This window comes from Shewanella sp. MBTL60-007, assembly GCF_019654915.1.
Taxonomy (GTDB): domain Bacteria; phylum Pseudomonadota; class Gammaproteobacteria; order Enterobacterales; family Shewanellaceae; genus Shewanella.
In genome coordinates this window covers 1-22,577 of the sequence record NZ_BPET01000005.1, presented here as the reverse complement: position 1 = coordinate 22,577, position 22,577 = coordinate 1, and the positions used below count along the sequence as shown (strand labels likewise).

The following is a 22,577-nucleotide window of genomic DNA, read 5'->3' as shown; positions in this document are numbered from 1 at the left end:
TTTGGCTCTCACTCATATTAGTTAGCCTCGCCTTGTGCATTTGGCGTCGATGCTAACGCTAGATCGACGGTGTCGAGTCCAGCCTCAACAAAGGTGGCTAATTCACTGAGCTTGTCTTTGTGATACAAGCTTAGAAGCGGCTGCAGTAAGCGAGTCGCTGTTTTAGCGAAGGTTTGCTCACTAAAATCTTCAGGGAAGCGGTATAGACGTTGAAAGTGGGGCTCTAGTCCTTCACCTAACTGACTCTGCTCATCGAGCCACTGTGACTGCGCTTCAATAAGCTTCTGTTTATGAGAGCCCTCAGCCTCAACGTAAGCCATGGCGGTGCGTGGCATAAACATCAGTGGCTGCACTTGCCCCAGTTTAAAGCAGCTTAGCCATTGTTTAAGCTGTGCTTTTGCCTGCTTGGGCGTAACGGGGGCGAAGGCATGGAAGTGGCCGATATCGAGTAGATAACTCACTACATTGCTGCTGGTTACTATATTGCTTAGTTCTGAATGAGTTTGCTCCTCACTATTCGCTTGAGTTTTAGGCTCGCCTCTCATGGCACAGAGGCAAAGGTGGCGCAGATAGACTCGGATTAAGTCACGGCCATTGGCCGTACCCGGGCGATAGTTAACGAGTCCTTTGGCACTTAAGTCATCGATACGGCCTACAAGGTTTAGTGCAATACTCGCATTAACGCTGTCATCAACGTCATCGAATAATAGATCGATATCCACCGAGTGTGCAGCTTCGCCTTTTAAGTATAAACAGCGACCAATAAGCGGCTTAATATCATGTAAATATTGATTTAAAATCAGATCGTCAAAGGGCTTTAACGGCAAGTTTCCTTGGGCTTTTAACCGCTCAAGTAGCGCCTGCTGTGGCCGCTCTTCGCCATTTTCGATGGCGTTATCCAGTAGTGTAGCCTGCAGCTTGTAGCGCTCAAGTGCGTTGAGACTAAAGGGCTCATCATTATCATCGGCTTGAATATCCAGCCCCAGATCGACCTTTAAGGTACGGTTGAAGAAATATTGCGCCGGGTTTCTAAAAAAGCGGATCAGTGCCGACAGCTCAAGCTCCTCGGTATTGCTTCCCATGCTGTCAATGGACTCACCTACGGCATTCTCGCTAAAAGGCAGTAGCTGAGTATGATGGCCAATAAAGCCGTTATAGCTCGCGGTTGTTTGCGCTTTATCTGTTGAAGCGTTTGCCCCTTCGGTTGATTGCGCAGGTACTGGGCACCACTGCGCCGAGTAGCTCTGTTGTAGCTTGGTATCATCTTGGCTCTTTGCGCTATTTGGCGTGCGATAGAGACGCGGATCGAAGGGTTGCAGAGGCTGCTTGCGGATTAGGTGCTCAATCACGCCTTTTTCAATCTTATCGGTAAGCTGCTGCGATGCGTTGCCATCCGCTTCTAGTTTCTGTGCGCTTGCTTGCGCCTCAAGAGACTGTGGCAGATAAACCAACTGGCAATATTCGATAAGTTCAGATACCAGCATCGATGGGATCCGCTCCGAGTCATCGCGTTCGCTATTACCGATATAGCTGATATAGAGTTGCTCTCGAGCCGAAAGAATCGCTTCAAGGAACAGATATCTGTCATCTAAGCGACGTGAACGGTCACCTTTTCTTGGTCCCATTTGCGCGACTAGATCGAAGCCGACAGGGTGTTGAACCCGTGGGTATACGCCATCGTTCATGCCCAGTAAGCACACTAGCTTAAAGGGAATGGAGCGCATGGGCATTAAGGTACAGAAGTTGACACTACCGGCCAGGTATCGCTGACCGACCCGAGATTCAGATAAGCGGCTGTTAAACCAATTCTGAATCACTTCTATAGTTAACGGCGTGGTGTGGCCGGCTTCGGTGAGTTCTTCATTGAGCTTAACAATTGCTTCACGGATCTCTTGGAGTTGGACTAGCTCGTCATCGTCAACCTCATAGAAGTCTTCGAGGATCGCTTCAAGCTGCGCCATACGTTCGCTTAGGCTACAGGCTTGAGCGAGTGATTGGTGCACGTTATCGAGGGCTTCGATAAAGTCGAGTAGCTTACCCAATGCCTGCGCCGTTTGCCCCTCAACGCCATTCACGGATAGTCGCTCTTGATAAAGCGGGGCATCGTCACTGAAGCTGTAACCCAAAATTAACCGCTTAATACCAAATGACCATGAGTTTTGCTCGAACGCGGGCAGTTGGTATTCGCTACGACTGTTTTCATCTCGTCCCCAACGGACCCCGGCTTGCTCCAACCAGCGCTTAATGACTGCCAAGCTCTCATCGTCCAGCTCGAAGCGGCGTAGCACGGCTGGGACCTCTAAAATGCTGAGAATATCAGTTAGGCCAAAACGGCTCTGGTTAATTTTCAATAGGTGTAAGAAGCTGGTGATAAGCGGCGACTCTTGAGCTGCGCCGCGATCGGCAATGGCATAGGGGATATAATGCGCGCCCTGTTTCGCGCCAAATACCGCATCGATATAAGGAGCGTAAGCCGCAACGTCGGGCATCATTATCACGATATCTTTGGGGACCAGCGGCGTAACTCCGTCTGCAACTTGTTCCTCGGTAAGAGGCCTAGACAACATCTCTAGTAGATGATCATGCAGGGTTTCAACTTCGCGTAGTGGGCTGTGACAGCTACGAACCGTGATTGAGTCATCTGACTCAGCAATGACGCGCCGCCCCTCTAAGCTTAGGTACAGCGTTGCATCGGGCCCTAGGCTCTGGCCACGGGTGGTCAACTCTAAGATGTCATATTGCACGCCAGTTAGTATGCTGCTAGGTGTTGGCTCTTGGTAGCAGTCTAAGTTGAAGGCGGTATGTTCCTCGGGGAGTTCTAACAGTAAGTCGAGCAACTCACGACCCATCTTACCGTTGTTAGCTAGCAGTGGGTTACCCACTTCAAGTTTATCTTCCCATTCCACTTCCAGCTTGTTTTTATCGGCGTATTGTAGTGCCATACGAGCGCGTAGCCGTGGATCGACAATATCGCCCCAATAATGCTGACATGGGCTTAAGTTGAGCATGATCACGTCGATGCGCTTGGCTAAATAGTGCAACACATCGAGTGTTTGCGGTGCCATAGAGGAGATCCCAAAAACAAATAAGCGTCTGGGCAGAGCCTCTAGGCTGGTGTTGGGATCATCGAGTGCATCGAACAGGGCTTGGTGCAAATTAGCGCGATGATAGCGACTCTTACCTAAGGTGTTGCCATTAAAGTCTATCAGCGCACGCCACAGGATGGGTTGCCAGGCCTGCGCAGGGCTGAGTTTATCGCCTTTTGGTGGCAAGGTGGGCTCATTGGCTTCCCAAGCACTGATCCAGTCGGGGCGATACACTAAATATTGGTCGAAGATGTCGGCGATTTGGCCACAGAGCTGATAGAGCTTCAGTGGGTTTTGCTCACCTTGTTCTAATAGTGGCTCAGTGAGCGAATAAGCTTCAGCATCGACATCGTCTGAGTTTGCAGTATTAGCGCTGTTAACTGAGCTTTCAGGATTTCCATTGTTGAGATAATATGCCAGCGGGGAAAAATCTTCTCGGTCGATAAGCGTGGGTAGTAGCTCCATCAACTTCCAAGTCATCGCGGCCTTGGTAAAGGCGTTCTCTTTAGGCACATCTTCTAACAGGGTATGACACAGTTGCCAGATAAAGCTCGAGGGTAGCGGAAATTCGAGGCTCGCTGCGATATTATTCTGCCTTGCTATCTCTAGTCGTAACCAGGTGGACATACCGGGACTCTGCACCAAAATATGCTCTGGCATCAACAGTGGGCTGTTTGGCAATGGGCTACGTAACTCATTAGCTAAAAGCTTTGATAACGCTTCCATTTGGTTTGATTGCACTAGATATAGCATGGCGTTCCTTTAACAACAATGCAGGCGAATGGGCAGAGAGTCTGCCAGATCAAACCATTCTATGTGTTTGTTTTATTAAGTGCCAATCTCTGTTTAATGATATTGATTTTTAGCCATCTCGATTGCTTGATAAGTAATCGGGAAAAGCGTCTATTGCCACGCTTACTGAGATTTTGATACTTAATAGTGATGAAGTACTGCGTCAATTTGTCGAAATCCTCGGCTATGTCAGGAAAGGCTGCTGCCACTCGCTTGTTGTAATCGAGAGGACCTTCATTGTGAGCTCTTGCAAGTCCTCTTTGGCGCAGAAGCTTACAGACGGAATAATAGGCGTTAAGGTGCTTATCACTTGAGCGGTGGAACTGAATAAGGCCTGCGCTATAGGCGATGGATAAGCCGATCACACAGAGGCTAATGACAATAAAAATGGTGAGTTTAGTTTGGGTGACTTCGCCTAAGATCTCCTCTAGCACCCTTTGTTGTTTTTGGTCATTGAAACCGAGCACCCACACACTCCAGAAGTAGTCTACACTGGCCAGTTGTATACGCATCTGGTTGAGTAAAGCGTTATCACGGTAGGCAAGAGCGCTAAAAGGGTTGTCCAATAGATAGGTGGATTCTGGATCGAAAAAAGCATCGAAACCCTGCTCGACTCGCTCAGGGGCTATCATAGCTGTGGGGTCGAAGCGTACCCAACCTTGGTCTGGTAACCAAGCTTCAACCCAGGCATGGGCCATATATTGATAGATACTGTAATAACCTGCACTGGGATTGAATTCCGCGCCTTGATACCCTGTAACTAAACGGGCTGGGATCCCAGTTACACGGGCCATAAAGGCAAATGCACTGGCGTAATGAACACAAAACCCCGCCTTATTCTGTATCAGGAAGTCATCTATTTGCTGTCTGCCGACCTTAGGCGGTTGCAAGGTGTAGTAATAAGGCTGCTGAGTGAAGTAGCGCATCATGGCATTCAGCCTTTCCTCATTATCAGGGTAGTTAATGGCAAATTGCTGTGCCAAGGCGCGGCTTTTAGGATTACTCCCAGCCGGAAGTGCAAGGTTAGTCGTTTTACTGCTATCGCTTAGCTGCCTATCCATCATCAGCTCGTTGAAGCTAGTGACTTGATACAAGCGGCGTTGATCAATGGGACGATTGGCGTATAGGCTGAAATCTGCAAGACGTTTTATACCTGGCTCTTGGCTTGTGGCAACATCTAGGCCAAATAGCCAATGTTGGGCGCTAGGCTCGGCAATGATTTGATAATCGATTCTGGATGAGTTTACGCCTAGCCGTGCAAGTTCTGTAGTCGGAAGAGGTGCTGTTTGCATCGATTGCGCCTCAATAATCCTTGGGTTTTGAGTCCAATCTTGGCCGTTATAATCTTCCAATACTATGGCGCGCCAATAAAGTTTGTCATTGCTAGGGGCGTTGCCATCAAAAGTGGCTCTAAAGGCCAAAGCACTAGAGCGTGTTAGCTTGCCGATATCACCAAAGCTTACTTTATCGGAGAGTCCCGTTTGGGGACCATTTTGTGGCGGTACCATCCATAGTGGGGGCAGACGTGGCAAGACTAGAAATAAGATAATGGCAAGGGGAATACTCTGCACAATAATCTTAGCACCCAATCGAGCTGCATTTTTAAAGTTACCTTCATCGTGATAGAGGCTAATGAGTACGCAGGTGTTAATCATGGTGGCGACTAATAGGTGAAGGCTAGCAAATAGGCTTTGCTGATCGATGAAGGTAAAGGCGATCAGGAAGTAACCCGCCAATACGACCGCACGAACATCACGGCGATTACGCATTTCAATATATTTAAGTGCGTAACCTAGAATGAGTAGGTTGACCATGGCAGTGAGAACACCGATTTGACCCGCCACCATTGCTAGCGTCATCGCAGAGGCAAAGGCTAGGCTTGTTACCAGCCATTTAGGGGGCTTAGCGACTCTGCCAAGATAGATCCCGATGCGCCAGAAGATACAGATGGCGCAGATCGCCAGCGACCAAAGGGTGACTTGCTCATAGAGGGGAGACAAGATGACGATATTGGTGATAAGCAGCCACATCAAGGTATGACGGGAGATCCTCTGCTGTTCTTTTACTGTCATAGAGCAGCCTTGGGAGGAGTATTGGGGTTGGGAAACAGGGCCAGTTGGGTCTGCACTTGCTTTCTGTGATGCTCGCCATGAGAGGGAGAGATTGAGACCGCGCCAATTTTTAGCCCAAAAACTTGCCCTTTGGTGCTCAGTTGCTCTGTATGCCAAGCAAGGTGGCTTAACGCTAACTCAAGATCTTGTATTTCATCCTCAAGTGAAAGCCACATTGGAGCACCTTGAGGTTCTTCAAACTCTTTGGTTAACAGGCCGCGGCCCTGTGCCCATTGTTTCCAGGCGACCTGCTTTAATGATTCTCCGCGGGCGTATTCCTTCAAGCCTTTATATTCGTCTATGCCTGCCACATATTTCCCTGTCTCTTGCTGATCCGTTGATTGTTGAGCACTTAAACACAGGGGAGTAGGATCGAGTATAGGCTTAGCATAAACCAGTTGCGTTAGTGCTAAATCGATATGGGACCAGGCGCGAAAAAGCCCTAACGGGTAACGAGTCTCTATTTTTATTCGCCCTGGGTGATTGATTCCGCGGTGAGCGTTATTGTAGCTGATGAGAGCTTGGGTCTGGTGTGGGTCAACTTTGTTGATGACTTCAATGGGTTGATTTTCAAAGTTTAGTTGAATTTCATAGGCGCTGTTAGGCGAGGTGAGGTTTACCGGAAAATAGATAGGCTGACCTGCAACTGGGTTATTGGCTTGAGTGCCAGATAAGGTCAGCCCTGCTAAGTTTTTATAGCTGTAGATGATGCAGGTATTGAAAACGCTAAGTAGTAGGAAGCTCAGCCCCATGACGAGGTTATTCTGATAGTTAGTGCCAAATAAAAATAAGATAATCAGCAGCGCCAGCCAAGTCAGGCCAAAGCCTGTCGGCAAAATAAAAATACTCTTATGGCTAAGGGTAACCCGCTCTTTGGCCGGAAGGCGCCGTGAGATCCAGCTTTGCCACTGTCGGTTTAACCTAGTTTTTATCTTCCTTTGATTTCGCATAAACTCCTAGTCATTAACTCAACCATTCATTTGCGGGTAAAGGAGACTCGGTAAATTAGGCTCCTTGTGTAAGTAATTATAGTATTGGGTTGACTTTATTGAGAATTTTAGCCGATAGCGCCTCACCTTGCTGGTGGGAAAATGGCCTTATTCTGTGTTCGGAAACATGTGGAAATATCGCTTGTACATCTTCGGGAACCAAGTATTTTCGACCGTTAATCATTGCCCAAGCCTTTGCGGCTTGTAGTATCGCCTTACTGGCTCTTGGGGATAGTCCAGCGCCTTGTGGGGCATCTCTTGAAGCATTTACTAGTGCAAGAATATATTGCAGCAGTGCGTCTGATGCGCTGATCTCTTGGGTCATCACCTGAAGTTCTTGCAAGGTTAGCTGGGTTAAGCATTGAGGCAGTACTTGCGCCTTCGAAACGCTGTCTTGACCTTTCAACATCGCCAGCTCTGCCTCTGGGGCTGGATAGCCTATGGATATCCGCATCATAAAGCGATCCAACTGTGATTCAGGCAAAGGGAAGGTGCCCGACTGTTCGCTGGGGTTTTGAGTCGCAATCACAAAAAAAGGCTGTGGTAATGAGTGAGTTTCACCATCGACGGTGATCTGCTGCTCAGCCATCGCCTCTAATAATGCACTCTGAGTCTTGGGACTGGCACGATTGATCTCATCGGCGAGGATCATCTGTTTAAAGATAGGACCGGGATGAAAGATAAATTGGGATTGCTCCTTATCGAAGATAGAAACACCGAGAATATCGGCTGGTAGCATGTCGCTGGTGAACTGGATCCTTTGGTAGCTTAGGCCTAGTGTTTGCGCTAACCCTTGAGAAAGGCTGGTCTTGCCCATACCTGGCAGATCTTCGATAAGCAGGTGCCCTTTAGCCAGAATACAGGTCAGGGCCAACTTAATCTGGTGAGGTTTACCGAGTAGCACTGTGTCGAGTTGCTGCAAGATAGCGTTAATATTGTCATTGTGCATAGGAGTCCTTGGTGCAAGCAATGTTTTGTTATTTTCAAAGAGATGACAAATCCGTTCTGACTCTTACTATGGTGGAAAACGCCTCTCCTTTCCAGATAGTCGAACTTATTTAGCATGTGCTAATAGTGCCAGTGAAGGGCGAGAGAGCTTGTGGGGGGCGGTTTTTGTCGATATTTTTTGTTGAAGTGCTTAGCTTAATCTGTTTTCGCAGCTTTAGAGTTGTATGCTTAACCGCTATTAGGGGTTAAGCATACAGCGAAAACGAAGCCCTGTGGACTAGTAGCTAAATGTTAGCTCCTGCTCAGAAAGTAACTCAGGCACTTTGCCTTGCTTGACTTGATAAATGACTCGGTAGCTCAATACCGCTTGCACGTATTCTCGAGTTTCGCGATAGGGGATAGATTCGATGAAGCTGACTACATCGAGCTGACCATCACTGCGTTTAAGCCAGTTGTTGATTCTGTGAGGCCCCGCATTGTATGACGCGGTTGCGAGTACTCGGTTGTGATTGAACTGTTTGAGTAAGTCGCTGTAATAGGCACTGCCTAAGGCGATATTGAGTTTTTCATCGTATAAACTTTTGGTGCCTTTGTAGGGCAGCTTTGTTTTCTTGGCCGTTTGTTTGGCGGTTGCAGGCATTAGCTGCATGTAACCTCTGGCACCCACTCCCGATGTTGCATTGGGGAAGTAGGCACTTTCACGGCGAGAGATGGCGCGGATATCATCAATATCCACGCCATACTTCTTACTGGCTTTAGTAAAAGATTGCTGCGCCGCGTAGGGGAAACGCATCTCCATGTCGTTCCAAAGTTGAGCTTGAATACTGGCTTGTACGCCTAGGCTATGCCAGCTTTGTTCAACGGCATAGACCGCATATTCCTTTTGCATCGGCTTATCATGGCGGTTGAGTAACATCACCCATTCGGCTCGGGCATCGGATTGTCTATCGATAGCGATAAGCTCTCGAACTCGCGCTAAGCCTTTATCAGAGAATATCTCCTGTCTAAGGGCCTCATCACTGACACTGGCTTTATGTTGTAGTTGATGGGGAGCTTTCAGCTTAGTGGCTGCAAGATAACCGTAGAAGTTACGTTTTTGGCTGAGCTTTTTAAATAGTGCTTGAGATTGCTCTTGGCTCTGCTGACTGCCTTCTTTTGCAAGCAGTGTCGCACGCCAATACTGCCAACGGGCACTGTTTTGTTTTTGCTCACTCAACTGTGGCAAAAATAGGCTAAAGCTCTTTTGGTCATTATCTCTAAGCGCCCAACGTAGACGCATCTCCACCAAGTCATCACTATCGAGTAGGGGGAGAATGGTGTCCACATAGCTTTGAAGTTCAGGGATCTGATAAATTAGCGCACGTCTGACTAGGTAACGACTCAGCTTTCGTCCTTGATAATCGCTGAATCGGTCAGATTTTTGATAAGAGGCGAATAGCTTGACCGCTTGCTTGAGATCTTTCTTCGCCAGCTTTCTTAAACCTAAGTCTACAATCGTTGCATTGATCTTGGCTGAACCGCTAAATTTTGACTTATGGCGTAGGCTGCGGGGATCTTTATAAACTGACAGTAATCGCTTAGCGTCATCTTTGTTCGTGGTCAATTGGCGAGAAAGATAGGAGAGTAATCCATATTGTCCCTGCTCGAAGCTGAGTAACATACGCGACCAAATTAACTCTTGGCTGCGTAGGCCTGCTTTTTGCCACTCTTTAAATAAAGGGTCGCACTCTTTTGGGCGGGAGCGACCATATAGCCAAAGGGATTCAGCACCATCAAACGCCACTTGTTTGTCGCCTTGCTGTAACTGCGCTCGGAAATAGTAGCACTGTAGCGTGACATTGTTTGGCTGCTCTGGGCTGATGACAAGAAAGTCTTTCCAGCGTTTTTGACTGCCACTACGTTTCAGGTAACGGTAGCGAGCCGTGTTATACAGAGGGCTGTCTTCGAAGGCATTGAACGCTTGTTGTGCCTGCTTAGCTGGTAGTTTGAGGATGTCGTTAATTTTATGATTAAAATCGAGGTAGATGGTGAGTGGATAGTCATCTAGCTCACCTCTAAGTGATTCATAGCGCGTTAGCTGCTTCTTATTGAGTGCACTGCGGGCATCAAGGTATTGTTGCTGCTCTTTAGTGAGTGAGGAAGCCATAGCGCTGGAGGATACAAACACCGCTACCATTGTGATTAAAATGCGACTTAACTGCTTGTGCATTTGTAACTATCCCCCTAACTGCCTCTATTAAGAAATTCTTTCGCTTTGCAACGTCACAGGATCGTGATGAAAATCATCATCCGATAAGCTTAGCGCTTTATCTAGAAGTTGGGCATCCACTTTTTTACTGGTTTCAACACCGAGTTGCTGCATCTGGTGTGCTTGACGGATAACGTTGCCTTTACCGGTTGATAGCTTATTCATGGCGTTGGAAAAGTTTTTATCGGCTGATTCGATGGCACGGCCTAGCTTTTCCATATCGTCTAAATAACCACACAACTTGTCATAAATTTTACCAGCTTGCTTGGCAATTAACTGCGCATTTTGGTTTTGGTATTCATAGCGCCAAATATTGTTAATGGTTCGCAGTGCCACTAATAAGTTGGTTGGGCTAACCAACATAATGTTGCTCTCAAGGGCGTAGTTTACCAAGCTAGGATCATGCTCAAGCGCTAACAGAAATGCAGGCTCGAGCGGAATAAACATCAATACATAGTCAAGGCTCTTTAAACCATGAAGTTTTTGATAATCTTTCTGGCTTAAGCCCTTAATATGCGCTCTAACCGAGATAATATGCTCTTTAATTGCCTGCGTGCGAACCTCTTCATCATCGCTGTTAAAGTATCGCTCGTAGGCCACAAGTGACATTTTCGCATCGATAACCACGTCTTTATTCTCAGGCAGGTGAACAATCACGTCGGGTTTAAAGCGTTTACCTATTTCATTTTTTAGATCTGTCTGGGTATCGTATTCATGACCCTCTCTTAGACCGCTCTCTTGTAAGACTCGTTCTAGAATAACCTCTCCCCAGTTGCCTTGTTGCTTGTTATCGCCCTTGAGCGCCTTAGTGAGGTTAACAGCATCTTGACTCATCTTTAAGTTAAGTTCGGTTAATGAGTCTAACTGGTGTTTAAGCGCGCTACGCTGGGTCTGCTCGTGTGAATAGGATGCTTGAACCTGAGCTCTGAAACCTTCTAACTGCTGCTTGAAAGGTGCTAAAACACTGTCTAATTGTTGGTTATTTTGGCTTTGTAGTTTTTCACTTCGTGCTTCGAAGATTTTGGTGGCCAAATTTTCAAACTGGGCGTTGAGGCGAAGTTCAGAATCTTCCAGTAGCTGTATTTTATCATTGAGCGCTTGCTGTTTAGCTTCGAAGCTGGCAGTGAGTGTCTGCTGCATTGCGTTTGACTTTGACAAAGCCAGTTGAGTTTCCATCTGTTTACGGCGGTTATCGGCTAGTGACTGTTCAAGCTCTTGGGTGCGCTCGGCTTGGGCTTGCGCCTTGCCTAATTGCTCTAAACGAAACTCGAGTTTGTCTTGATACTGATCGATGACTAATTCTTTTTGGTGAATAGTTTCTTTTAGCTCTAGAATTTCACCGTTAAGCTCCTGCTTGGTCAGATCCATCTCTTGGAGTAGCTGACTTCGAGCTTGCTCCCATCTACTGCGTGTTTTCTTCTGATTGAATAGTGCGCCTATAAGCATAGAAAGAAAGGCTATGGCAGCAATAATGATGATTTGTGGCGTGGTGAATGCAAGATCTAATGGCATGTGAGAAGGCTCTTAACATGATAAATGAAGCCTTAGGGTGGCATGGCAGTTTTGTCACTGCAAGCCTAACCACACAATTAGTAAAGTAAGTGCTGCAGAGATAATCAGCTGTTAACAAGATGTGGTGTGCGGTGTTAATGGGAACGGCTGTGGGGGGATGACGATATAGATCCTACAAGCCTAATAACACAAATTATAAAGTAAGTGCTGACATAGTCATCTGTTCATGAGATCTAACTTGAAACTAAAGTGAAACCTTTTATCGGATTACTCGGTCTGATTAGTTAAGCAGTTTGCATTAGTGTAAAAGATGGGGCGAAATAACGAATGAATATAAAAAAAACACATGCCTGGAATAACATTAAAGATAGCGAGATTACTCCTGAAGCTGTCTATCACGATCGCAGAAGAATTTTAAAGCAGTTAGGCTTTGTTGGTGCTGGTGCGTTACTTTCCTCCCATGCCAATGCTGGGGTGTTTGAGCTATTTTCAAGTGATAAGCGAAAGACGGCCTTTTTGACTAAGGCATTACCCTTTGAGAAGCAAACTGAGTATGACCATCTTCTTTATGGCGAGTTAACGCCCGAGTCGAAAATTATTTCTCATAATAACTTTTACGAGTTCGGTACCAGTAAGACTGACCCACAAGAATATGCTCAGGAGCTTAAAGTCGACCCATGGACCTTGGTTATCGATGGTGAAGTCGATAAGCCAATGACACTCGATTACGACGATCTGCTTAAGCTGTTCCCGCTAGAGGAGCGCGCTTATAATTTTCGCTGTGTTGAGGCTTGGTCTATGGTGATCCCTTGGGTGGGATTCTCGCTAGCGAGTTTGTTGAAAAAGGTCGGGGTAAACAGTCGAGCCAAGTATGTGGCCTTTGAGACCTTGTTCGATCCTGAGCAGATGCCCGGGCAAAAGAACCCCTATGTTGGTGGAGGCATTCATTACCCCTATGTTGAGGGGTTAACCTTAGCCGAGGCGATGAATGATTTAACCTTCATGTCTGTTGGGTTATACGGCAAAACACTGCCGCCGCAAAATGGCGCGCCTATTCGTTTGGTTGTGCCATGGAAGTATGGTTTCAAGAGCATTAAGTCTGTGGTACGCATTCGATTAACAGACAAGCAGCCACCAACCTCTTGGAATCGACTTGCACCAAGTGAGTATGGCTTTTATGCCAATGTAAACCCTGACGTCGACCACCCTAGATGGTCTCAGGCATCTGAAAGGCGAATCGCAGAAGGTGGGCTTTTCTCCGCAAAGCGTATTAAGACGTTGCCTTTTAATGGTTATGGCGAGTCTGTTGCCAGTCTTTATAGCGACATCGATTTAAAACGTTTCTATTAAAATGATAATACTAATATCTATGGGACTATCAAAAGGGAACAATCATGGGCTCCACTAGTCGTAATCTGTTTTGGCTAAAAGCCTTGTTTCACTTTATCGCGCTGAGCCCAATAGCTTACTTGGTTCTGAAGGTGCTGAGTGATAATGCGGGCGGCGATCCGGTGCAATATATTATTCACTTTACTGGCATTGGTGCATTAAATACCTTAGCCGCGACACTACTGATATCACCGCTTGCTAAACGATTTAAGTGGGGAGTTTTGATGCAGACTCGGCGCTTGGTGGGCTTGTATGTTTTCGCCTATGCCAGTTTACATGTGTTGGCGTTTTTTAGCTTAGATCTATTGTTTGCTTGGTCACTGTTTTTTGAAGAGGTGGTTAAGCGCCCTTACATACTTGTTGGCGCAACGGCTTATATTTTGTTGGCGGCGTTAGCGTTAACCTCATTTAAAGTCGTTAGGCGAACAATGGGGAAACGCTGGCAACAGCTTCATAATGGTATTTACTTTATTGCCATATTAGTCCCGGTTCATTTCTATTGGTCGGTTAAATCTGAAATTATTGAGCCTAGTTTGTACTTGGTGTTTTTTAGCTTTTTACTTTGGCTTAGAGTTAGCAAAATTAAAAGTATTAAACATACGCTATTTAAGGGGGGCAATATTTCGTTGGGCAATAAAAAAACTGAAAGTAAATAAAGCTAAATTATGAATATACTTATCACCGTTTTTATAGCATTCATATTCACTTATCTGTAGCGAAGGGCGATAGGTTTGATTAAAAAAATAGAGGGTTATGTTACCAATGTTAGCGACTTAAAACTAAGCACTTTAACCTGAGGGGACACAGTGTCGCAGCATAAGTACTATTGCCAGGGATGACGACATAGTCTCTAGGTGAGAGTCTCTAGGTGAGAGTCTCTAGGTGAGAGTCTCTAGCAGAGGTCTTTTGGACAAGGTTCTCTAGGGCTGGAGTGTTTTACTAGATGAATTTAGTCGTGGAGTGCAAGCCCATCCATAGGCTGCAATATCGACTTGACGATATTATTTGGTGGTTATTAATTGAGCGGTGTTTGTGCTCGGTATTAATAATTGTGAACAATATCGATGTAGAATAGTTGAATACCTAACTGTTCTCTTGTTGTTTCATTATCTGAATAACTTCATCATATGAAATATTAAATTGACGAGACAGGTTAATTATTTTTGTTTTATATGTCTGAATGTTTTCTTTTTGAGCGAGTAGTTTCTTTTCTTTTTCAACAAGTTCATCAACCGCTTCTTGTAATATTAATAATCGACGAAGACTAAAGTCTAGGGAGCCGATATATTTTAACATCTGGACTTTATTACGAGCTTGCTCTAGGTCGCTAGAATGTTTCTTGTCATAACCATACTGGTCAAGCGCAGCGATAGCACTTTCTAATTCGATATTAGTGTTCATTTTTACCTACGATTAAAGTACGGAGGATTCCGAGTACAGGCACTGATTGATATTATAGTTTGTATTTTCATCGTGGAAAAGTCTGGATGTCATAAATTATGCTTAAATTCGGCTGTTAATACTTGGGTTTCTACGCTTTACCTGTCAGTCTATGGAGAGTTTTACTTATCTGTATGCATGGAGGCGAAATGCTAGATTTATTACCCGACTTATTCGATGCCTATGGCGATGAACTAATTTTGCTTCCTCCGATGTTTACCTCCTTTGGTAAACAAGAGTGTTTTTGGGGGGAAGTCGTCACAGTTAAGTGTTATCGAGACAATTCAAAAGTTAAACAGCTTCTCGCCCAAGATGGCAGAGGGAAAGTATTAGTCGTTGATGGTCAGGGCGCGATGGATTGTGCGTTAATGGGCGATATGATAGCCCAGAGCGGAGCTGACAATGGCTGGCATGGCGTGGTGATTTTTGGTTGCGTTCGCGATGTGGCGACACTGAAGACCATTAATCTTGGCGTTAAGGCTGTTGGCGCTAACCCGATTAAAACCGAGAAGAAAGGCTTAGGTGAGGTGAACCTTGCAGTTGAAATATATGGGGTTATCATATCTCCACAGTCATTTATCTACGCTGATGCTAACGGTGTCGCCGTTGCTAATCGAGCATTAGATATATCCGTACTAAATTTGGAGTAATCTCTGTGTACTCGTCTCTTTAAACGGGTCTTTTTATCTAAGTGTTTCAGTGATAACAGAAGGGAGCTATCATGAAATTTTTAAAATGGTTTTTTATAACAGTCTTAGGTCTAGTGCTTGCTTTGGTGCTATATGTAACAGTGATCTTTGACCCCAATGATTTTAAACCACAAATTGTCGATCTCGTAAAGGAGCAAACGGGACGTAATTTGACTATTGGCAGCGATCTTTCTTGGACTTTCTTTCCTACTTTAGGGATTGAGCTTGGGCAGCTCACCTTGTCGAACCCACAAGGTTTCACAAATAGTTCTATGGTCGAGGTTAATCAGGTTGTTGCTGAAGTGGCATTAATGCCACTGCTAAAGAAAGAGGTTGAAATCTCTCAGTTAAATCTCGATGGCCTGACTTTGAAGCTTGAAACGCAAACCGATGGCCGTACCAGTTTCGATGGTTTGGCGGCGACGGCTGACGCCAAGGGCACCACAGAGTCATCGACGCAAAGCAGCGGCACAAGTAATGCAACGCTTGCCCGACTCGATATTGGTGGTATCGCAATTACCAACACCAAGATTATTAATATCGATCACCTAAATGACACTGAGCAATTATTTGACCTCAAAGAGCTGACTTTAGGTCGCTTTCAGCTGGGAGAGTTTGCACAGCTACAGTACGAGTTTTCAGCCACTTTGCCAGATCTCAAGCTTGTTAGCCAAGGGAAGGGCCAGCTCAAGGTTGCTCAAGATCTGCAGACTATTACCATTAACGATTTCGCAGTGAGTAATCAAGTGACTGGTGACGGGATACCAAATGGCAGTTTAAAGGCAGATCTTAACACCTCACTAATTGTGGCGTTAGATAAGCAGACGATGAACCTTGTGCTATCAAGTTTTAGTGCCGCCAATATCGATGCTAAGGGCAAGCTTGATATTGCCTATGGAAGTAAAGTACCTAATGTCGTGGCCAAGCTTGAGGTCGGTGACGTCGATCTTGATGCGTTATTGCCAAAACAAGAGGGCGAGGCGGCTAGCCAAGACAAATCGGCGACCACAGCATCGGACGCAGTTGAGCCAGATTTGAGAGCGATGAAGTCGGTTAATCTCGATGTTGATGTGAGCGTTAAGTCAGTCAAAGTCGCCAACTTAAAAACTCAAAACTGGGTAATGAAGCTACAGATGAAAAATGGCATAGCCGATGTTAAGCAGTTATCGGCTGATCTCTACGGCGGCAAAGTAAGTGCCACTGCCAAGCTCGATGGTCGTGAAAAGGTCGCCAAATATCAGTTTGATGAACACCTATCTGAGGTAGATATTCGAGCCTTGCTAATTGATTTGGCCGAAGTGGACATGTTAGATGGTAAAGCAAACTTTAATGTAGCAGGTAAGGGACGCAGCCTACTGCCTGACAATCTAAAGAAGAACCTTGTCGCAAACGGTAAGTTTGAGATTGCCGATGGTGCCATCCATGGGGTGAATATCCCGCAGATGATCCGTGAAGCAAAGGCGAAGCTGGGCGGCGACCTCTCAGCAAGTTCGGGTGCTAGTGAGAAAAAGACTGACTTTACCAGCATGACGGGTTCATTTAATGTCGCTAAAGGTGTGGTATCTAATCCGGATCTGGATATGGCATCGCCATTAATCCGTCTTAAAGGTGCGGGAACAGCGAATATTATTAATCAGGCTTTAGACTATAAGTTAACCACCTCTGTTGTCGGCTCACTCGAAGGCCAAGGTGGTGAGGAGCGTGATGCACTCTACGGCGTTGAGATCCCATTTGCCATTAGCGGCACTATGTCTGAGCCAAAATTTGCCCTTGATACGAAGGCCTTGCTCGATTCAAAGCTCAAAGATGAGACCGATAAACTTAAAGATAAGTTGTTCAAGAAATTTGGAGGCTTTTAATGGCTATTAAACGATTTTTACCCTTAATCGCAGTTGCTTTGTTGGGCTGTTCAGGCCAGCAAACTGAGGCCGCAAATATGAAGAGTGCGGAGGCCAATCGTAGTACGGCAGCGGAGAGTACGCCGAGCGAGCCTCAAGTGCAACCTATCAAGTCCTTTCCAGCGGCAACGGCTGGCATTGTTGGGGCAGGTATTGGTGAACCGCGACAGTTTAAAGAGGGCAAAGCTATGGGGGAAGAGTTGTTAGACGCTAAGCTTGTGGTCAACAATAATACAGATATTACGCTGGAATACACTAATAATCAGCGCTATGGCATCCCATTAATGTTCTCATCTGGTATGACGGCAGATCTATGGCTACTTGACCCTCAGGGTCAGCGAGTTTGGGCATGGTCAAATGAGATGATGTTCACCCAAGCGATTCGAGAAGGGGTGATGCCAGCTGGGAAAACTCAGTACGTTAAGTTTAAAATCCCTGCGGATATTGCGGCTAAGATAGGTAAAGGCTATAGCCTGAAAGCGATTTTTGCTGGACGCGCGACAGAGTCTCAACGTCCGGCGATGCATCCGGTGATCTACCACTTCTAACATTGTTAATGTGACAGTGACAAAAAGGCGACCTAAGGTCGCCTTTTATTTTCTCGAAATGTGTGTGCTAAGTCTATGTTGTTTAGGTTCTGACTTTTGTCATATCAACATAGAGCTTCAGCATCTGACCTGGTTGCAGGTACTTGCTCTTTTCAAGTGAGTTCCAGCGTACAAGATCGTTAACGCTAACGTTAAATTTGCTGGCGATACGCGCCAATGAGTCACCGCTGCGAACCTTATAGTTAACGGTACGCATTACTTCGCTCAAACCGCTCTTGCTGGTTGCTGTTCCAGACCAGATCACTAACTTTTGCCCAATCTGTAATGAGTCTTTTGGCGCCATGCTGTTCCAGCTTGCAAGCTGCGCTATTTTTACCTTGTGCTGCTTGGCGATTTTCCAAAGCGAATCACCAGACTTTACCTTGTAAGTGATTTTACTCGAGCCGCGTGCTTTATTCTGCTGACGGGCCAAGCGTTGGTCGGCAGATAAAAGGTACTCATCGAGATCCTTCGCAGCAACTGGGATAAGCAGGAACTTGCCAGCGACAATGGTGTTGCCATTAATATCGTTGACAGCTTTTAATGCTGAAACCGTTGTACGATAACGTTTTGCAATTAAGCCTAAGCTGTCGCCTGACTTGATCTGATAGCGTTCCCAATTAAGGCGTTCAGTCGTATTCGTCTTATTTAACGCCAGTTTAAACGCATCGGCTTTATCGATTGGCAGCACAAGTTTGTGCGGGCCTTCTGGTGCGGTAGCCCAGCGGTTAAAGCCAGGGTTTAACTTGTGTAGCTCAGATGTTGTCATCTCGGCGATGTCTGCCGCTAGTGCTAAATCAATTTGACTGCCTATGTCGACAACTTCGATCTGCGGTTCATTGCTGATAGGAGTTAGTTTAATGCCATACTTGTCGGCATTTTTAATTACATCGGCGAGTGCAAGTAACTGAGGGACATAACGCTCAGTTTCTCTTGGCAGGTTAAGACTAAAGAAATCGGTCGAGATGCCTTTCTTTTTATTGCGTTTTGCTGCGTTAATCACGCGGCCTTCACCGGTATTGTAGGCGGCAATGGCATATAACCAATTTTGCCCCGTTTTACCATGCAGGTACTCAAGCATATCTAAAGCTGCTGTTGTGGCCGCAGGTACATCTCTTCGACCGTCATACCACCAGTTCATCTGTAGCCCGAAGTGGCGCGCCATAGGTGATGTGAATTGCCAAAGGCCCGACGCCGCACCATGTGAGTAGGCAAAAGGATCGAAAGCACTTTCTACGATCGGCAGTAAAGCTAACTCGATGGGTAGATTACGTTTTTCAATTTCATCTACGATTAAATACATGAAGGGTGTAGCGCGTTCAGATACGCGTTCTAAATGCTGAGGATGCTTGATATACCAGTCGCGATATTGGCGAACTAGCTTTTCATCAGGTACTTCCATCTGCATATTAAGGCGAATGCGCTGCCAAATATCGGTGATCTCAACCACCTCAACAACTTCTGGCTCAATAGGTTTTTGGGCGACTTTCTCAACTGCAACTGGCTTGGCAGGGATCCCTTCTGAAGTCTGCTGGCTGTCTAAAGTTTGACAACCTGTCAACAGGGCAATGCCCCCTGCGACGAATAAAAATGGTACGCGCATCTAAAATGTGTGTCCTCTAATTAGGCTCAAAAAAGCCAGAGTAAATCTGGCTTGGTGGCGCTGGAATAGCGGGCTATTGTAGATTATTTTTTAGAAATTGTCTTTCCATTGACGCAGAAGTGCGAAGCCTTGCAATGGATTTTCGATAGGTTGTTGGAATTGAATAGATAAAGATTGCCAAATTTCAGCACTATCACTTCTTAAAAAGGGGTTAATCGCCTTCTCTAAGCCAATAGAGGAGGGTAAGGTCGGCAGGTTTTGAGTGCGCAGTGCATTGGCTTTCTGTGTGTAATCGATAAGCTCCTCATTGTTAGGCTCTACCCGATTAGCAAACGCCAAATTAGCTAAAGTGTACTCATGAGCGCAGCAGACCTTAGTGGTATCGTCTAACTGAGCTAACTCGGTTAATGAGTTGTACATCTGCTCGGCCGAGCCTTCAAATAGACGACCGCAGCCGCCGCTAAACAGTGTGTCGCCACAAAATAGTACATCTTCAATGAGATAGCAGATATGGCCTAGGGTGTGACCCGGCACCTCAATGATACGGGCGGTTAAGTCGCTATGATCTAACGTGATATTACCGCTTGCTGAAATAGGACGATTAATACCTGTGATATTTTCAACTTGGGGGCCATATACCGGTAGGTTATTACCAAACTTGGCGACAAGTGCCGCTATTCCTCCGGTGTGGTCATGGTGATGGTGGGTTATGAGGATCCCGAGCAGAGGTTGTTGGGTCTTGGATAAATAGTCAATGACAACTTGACCATCACCGGGATCGACCACATAGACGCCAGCATTTTGCTGAGATTGAAACAGCCAGATATAATTATCATCAAACGCGGGTAATGGAGTGATATGTAACATGTCAAAACTCTCTCATTTAATTAAGTTACCGCTCTTGCTAAATAATTTGAGCGCTTAAACCAGTTTACTGAGCAAAGCTATTGCTTGTATACCGCTTTCGTTATTAAAGTAGAGCATCAGTGATTTTGGAGATTGATTTGTCACAGTCAGCATTACCGTTAAAGCCTTATCATTGGTCAGAACTCCCTAATGGCCCGGTTATTCGTGAAAGCGTAGAGCAGACGCTGTCTCCTTGGTGGCCGAGAATTTTTGGCTACTATCTACTGAGCTTAGGCCCGTTAAGTCATAAAATGGCTAAAACTGGTGTAGGTATCAATCGCAAATATTCACTATTCGATGAGGCGCAGGCCGATATTGAGGGAGATTACTGCCAGCTACCTATCCAAAACGCCAGCATCGATGCGGTGGTGATGAACTTTCTACTTGAGTTTGAGGCCGACCCCTATCGTTTACTTCGCGAAGTGGACAGAGTATTAATCTCTGGAGGACACTTGGTCATCACCGGGTTCAATCCCCTTAGTCCGATGTTTTTTGGAAAGATGTTGCCTAAACATCAGCAAGAGATCCCTTGGTGTGGGCGTTTCTTTATGCCATCAAGGGTTAAAGATTGGCTAGGCCTCTTGGGTTATCAAGTGGTTGCCGATGAGCGTATACTGCATCATCATCTGCTTGGTGATGTTAAAGTTGGTAATATTTGGTCCCATGCACTTAAATCCTGGCTGCCTAGTTCGGGTAGTGTGTATGTTTTGGTGGCGAAAAAATTAGAAAGCCCGTTAACGCCAATACAGGTAAAGCGTAAAGTGAAGCGGCCAAACTGGTCTACTGCCCCCAGCGCGAGTCGGACAGGACATGCGTCAAAATCTTCAAACGAATTTTAAGAGTCTAAATGCGTATTACATTAAAACAGCTGGCCGTCTTTGAATCGGTCGCTCGAAGTGGCCAAGTAGCAAAGGCAGCTGAGATGCTCAGTCTGTCATCTCCTGCTGCATCGATGGCGCTATCGGAACTAGAGAAGCAACTGGATACGCGATTATTTGAACGTATAGGCAATCGTTTGCGCCTGAACTCCCAAGGAAGTTTGTTATTACCTTTAGCCACTCAAGCACTGCAAAAAATTGATCAGATTGAACATGCTTTCTCGCCAGCTGGGGCTGAACTGGGGGGGAACCTCTGTGTGAGTGCCAGTTCCACTATCGGTAATTATCTCTTAGCAAAATCGGCGGTCGCATTTTGCCAACAGCACACCAACACACTTGTGAATGTGGATATCGACAATAGTCAAAACGTCATTAACTCTGTACTGGAGTTTAGAAGCGAGATGGGCTTTGTCGAGGGGCAATGTCTCGATAGTCGTATAGCGGTCGAGGCATGGCACAAAGATAAGTTATTGATATTTTGCCATCCAGCGCATCCGTTAGCCGGTCAAACCGTGGCTCCAAGTGAGCTAAGTGGAATGCCTTGGGTGATGCGAGAGGAGGGCTCTGGCACCCGTGACTGCTTTGTTAATGCCGCGAATGCATTGGACATGCAGCCACAAGAGAAGTTTCGTTTCTCGACTCCCGATGCCATTAAGCAAGCGGTCAAACAAGGGGCGGGGCTAGGGGTATTATCTGAATTAACGCTTGAGAAAGAATTGATCCGTAAGGAGTTGGCGGTTATTGAAGTAGAGGGATTGGCGTTAGAGCGAAAGTTTTATCGTATTCACCATAAGAGCCGCCAATTTACACCAGTGGGCTTGGCCTTTATCAATTTTTGCCAGACTTTTTTAAATACGGAAAGTTGATCTTGTTAGCTTAAAGAGCTGGCGAAAATATGACGCGAAGAAACTGCATGAGTGCAGTTTCTTACGATTTAAACTATTAGCCTAGACAAAACGCTTAAACAGCATGTGTTAATCCTGTTTCTGTTGAGCAATATAACCAATATCTTCTTGTGTAGGTTTAGCTTCCGCGGCTTGGCGAGCCAAGTCGTCGCAGCGCTCGTTCTCGCTGTGGCCTGCGTGGCCCTTTACCCAGCGCCACTCAACTTGATGACGTTGAGACACTGCGTCTAGGCGCTGCCAGAGATCGACATTTTTTACAGGCTGGTTGGTTGAGGTGATCCATCCTTTACGTTTCCAGCCATGGATCCACTGAGTGATCCCTCAAGAGTAAAGTGTACTGACTGATTACTCTTACTAAATTATGCTACAAAACATTATTCACTGTTTGAAATGTAGATAGCACAAGAAAAGCTAATATGAAAGGATTTTGCATAGACAACAGCTATATTTGTCTTACCGTTTCAACGGTGTAATACACATTTTTGTAAGAGATCCTTACAACTAAACCACTGTACATTTATCCAGATTTACCTATACTTCACTTGTCTAAATTTGATAGAGCTTTACTTAGTAAAATGAAAGAAATTGAAATCAAA

General features: G+C 45.8%; 16 protein-coding genes and 1 pseudogene. 7 read left to right on the top strand and 10 right to left on the bottom strand.

The genetic code is table 11. The features are described 5' to 3' along the window. Nucleotides 1-17: 17 nt before the first annotated feature. From recC to rmuC, 6 genes are all read right to left on the bottom strand, one after another. Nucleotides 18-3,839 (bottom strand): exodeoxyribonuclease V subunit gamma, encoded by a 3,822-nt coding sequence (gene recC / locus K5Q92_RS02550; protein WP_220767493.1) that lies wholly within the window; start codon nucleotides 3,837-3,839, stop codon nucleotides 18-20. A gap of 59 nt (nucleotides 3,840-3,898) precedes the next feature. Beyond that, a complete protein-coding gene (locus K5Q92_RS02545; protein ID WP_220767492.1) occupies nucleotides 3,899-5,950 on the bottom strand; it encodes a DUF3488 and DUF4129 domain-containing transglutaminase family protein in 2,052 nt (683 codons plus the stop codon). Continuing rightward, nucleotides 5,947-6,939 (bottom strand): DUF58 domain-containing protein, encoded by a 993-nt coding sequence (locus tag K5Q92_RS02540; RefSeq protein WP_220767491.1) that lies wholly within the window; start codon nucleotides 6,937-6,939, stop codon nucleotides 5,947-5,949. The genes K5Q92_RS02545 and K5Q92_RS02540 overlap by 4 nt, the downstream gene beginning before the upstream one ends. Before the next feature lie 76 nt (nucleotides 6,940-7,015). Then, nucleotides 7,016-7,927 (bottom strand): MoxR family ATPase, encoded by a 912-nt coding sequence (locus tag K5Q92_RS02535; protein WP_220767490.1) that lies wholly within the window; start codon nucleotides 7,925-7,927, stop codon nucleotides 7,016-7,018. Nucleotides 7,928-8,203: 276 nt separating this feature from the next. Continuing rightward, nucleotides 8,204-10,135 (bottom strand): transglycosylase SLT domain-containing protein, encoded by a 1,932-nt coding sequence (locus K5Q92_RS02530; protein WP_220767489.1) that lies wholly within the window; start codon nucleotides 10,133-10,135, stop codon nucleotides 8,204-8,206. Between the two features lie 27 nt (nucleotides 10,136-10,162). Next, a complete protein-coding gene (gene rmuC / locus K5Q92_RS02525; protein ID WP_220767488.1) occupies nucleotides 10,163-11,686 on the bottom strand; it encodes a DNA recombination protein RmuC in 1,524 nt (507 codons plus the stop codon). Nucleotides 11,687-12,013: 327 nt separating this feature from the next. On the opposite strand from rmuC, the gene msrP reads away from it, so the two are divergent. Beyond that, a complete protein-coding gene (msrP, locus tag K5Q92_RS02520; protein ID WP_220767487.1) occupies nucleotides 12,014-13,036 on the top strand; it encodes a protein-methionine-sulfoxide reductase catalytic subunit MsrP in 1,023 nt (340 codons plus the stop codon). Between the two features lie 44 nt (nucleotides 13,037-13,080). After that, the gene (gene msrQ, locus K5Q92_RS02515) at nucleotides 13,081-13,731 is read left to right on the top strand and encodes a protein-methionine-sulfoxide reductase heme-binding subunit MsrQ (RefSeq protein ID WP_374758432.1); all 651 of its coding nucleotides are present in this window, start codon (nucleotides 13,081-13,083) and stop codon (nucleotides 13,729-13,731) included. A gap of 427 nt (nucleotides 13,732-14,158) precedes the next feature. Here the strand turns inward: msrQ and K5Q92_RS02510 are convergent, their stop codons facing one another. Next, nucleotides 14,159-14,476, bottom strand: a complete 318-nt coding sequence (locus tag K5Q92_RS02510; protein ID WP_220767486.1) for a hypothetical protein — start codon at nucleotides 14,474-14,476, stop codon at nucleotides 14,159-14,161. A 188-nt stretch (nucleotides 14,477-14,664) separates the two neighbouring features. Between K5Q92_RS02510 and K5Q92_RS02505 the strand changes: the two genes are divergently transcribed. The 3 genes from K5Q92_RS02505 to K5Q92_RS02495 all read left to right on the top strand — a co-directional run bounded on the left by K5Q92_RS02505 (nucleotide 14,665) and on the right by K5Q92_RS02495 (nucleotide 17,650). Next, on the top strand, nucleotides 14,665-15,165 hold the full coding sequence (locus K5Q92_RS02505; RefSeq protein ID WP_220767485.1) for a putative 4-hydroxy-4-methyl-2-oxoglutarate aldolase: 501 nt from the start codon (nucleotides 14,665-14,667) through the stop codon (nucleotides 15,163-15,165). Nucleotides 15,166-15,236: 71 nt separating this feature from the next. Next, on the top strand, nucleotides 15,237-17,063 hold the full coding sequence (locus K5Q92_RS02500; RefSeq protein WP_220767484.1) for an AsmA family protein: 1,827 nt from the start codon (nucleotides 15,237-15,239) through the stop codon (nucleotides 17,061-17,063). Next, nucleotides 17,063-17,650: a BsuPI-related putative proteinase inhibitor gene (locus K5Q92_RS02495; RefSeq protein ID WP_220767483.1), complete on the top strand. Its 588-nt coding sequence runs from the start codon at nucleotides 17,063-17,065 to the stop codon at nucleotides 17,648-17,650. Before K5Q92_RS02500 ends, K5Q92_RS02495 begins: the two co-directional genes overlap by 1 nt. A gap of 82 nt (nucleotides 17,651-17,732) precedes the next feature. On the opposite strand, the gene K5Q92_RS02490 is transcribed toward K5Q92_RS02495, so the two are convergent. After that, nucleotides 17,733-19,292, bottom strand: a complete 1,560-nt coding sequence (locus K5Q92_RS02490) for a LysM peptidoglycan-binding domain-containing protein (protein ID WP_220767482.1) — start codon at nucleotides 19,290-19,292, stop codon at nucleotides 17,733-17,735. A 90-nt stretch (nucleotides 19,293-19,382) separates the two neighbouring features. Then, complete coding sequence (gloB, locus tag K5Q92_RS02485) at nucleotides 19,383-20,159, bottom strand: hydroxyacylglutathione hydrolase (protein WP_220767481.1); 777 nt, start codon at nucleotides 20,157-20,159, stop codon at nucleotides 19,383-19,385. 137 nt (nucleotides 20,160-20,296) lie between these two features. Between gloB and K5Q92_RS02480 the strand changes: the two genes are divergently transcribed. Continuing rightward, the gene (locus K5Q92_RS02480; RefSeq protein WP_220767480.1) at nucleotides 20,297-21,037 is read left to right on the top strand and encodes a class I SAM-dependent methyltransferase; all 741 of its coding nucleotides are present in this window, start codon (nucleotides 20,297-20,299) and stop codon (nucleotides 21,035-21,037) included. Nucleotides 21,038-21,045: 8 nt separating this feature from the next. Then, a complete protein-coding gene (locus K5Q92_RS02475; protein WP_220767479.1) occupies nucleotides 21,046-21,942 on the top strand; it encodes a LysR substrate-binding domain-containing protein in 897 nt (298 codons plus the stop codon). A gap of 108 nt (nucleotides 21,943-22,050) precedes the next feature. On the opposite strand, the pseudogene K5Q92_RS02470 reads toward K5Q92_RS02475, so the two are convergent. Further along, nucleotides 22,051-22,302, bottom strand: a pseudogene (locus K5Q92_RS02470) (RNase H family protein); the annotation flags it as partial. Nucleotides 22,303-22,577: the final 275 nt, after the last annotated feature.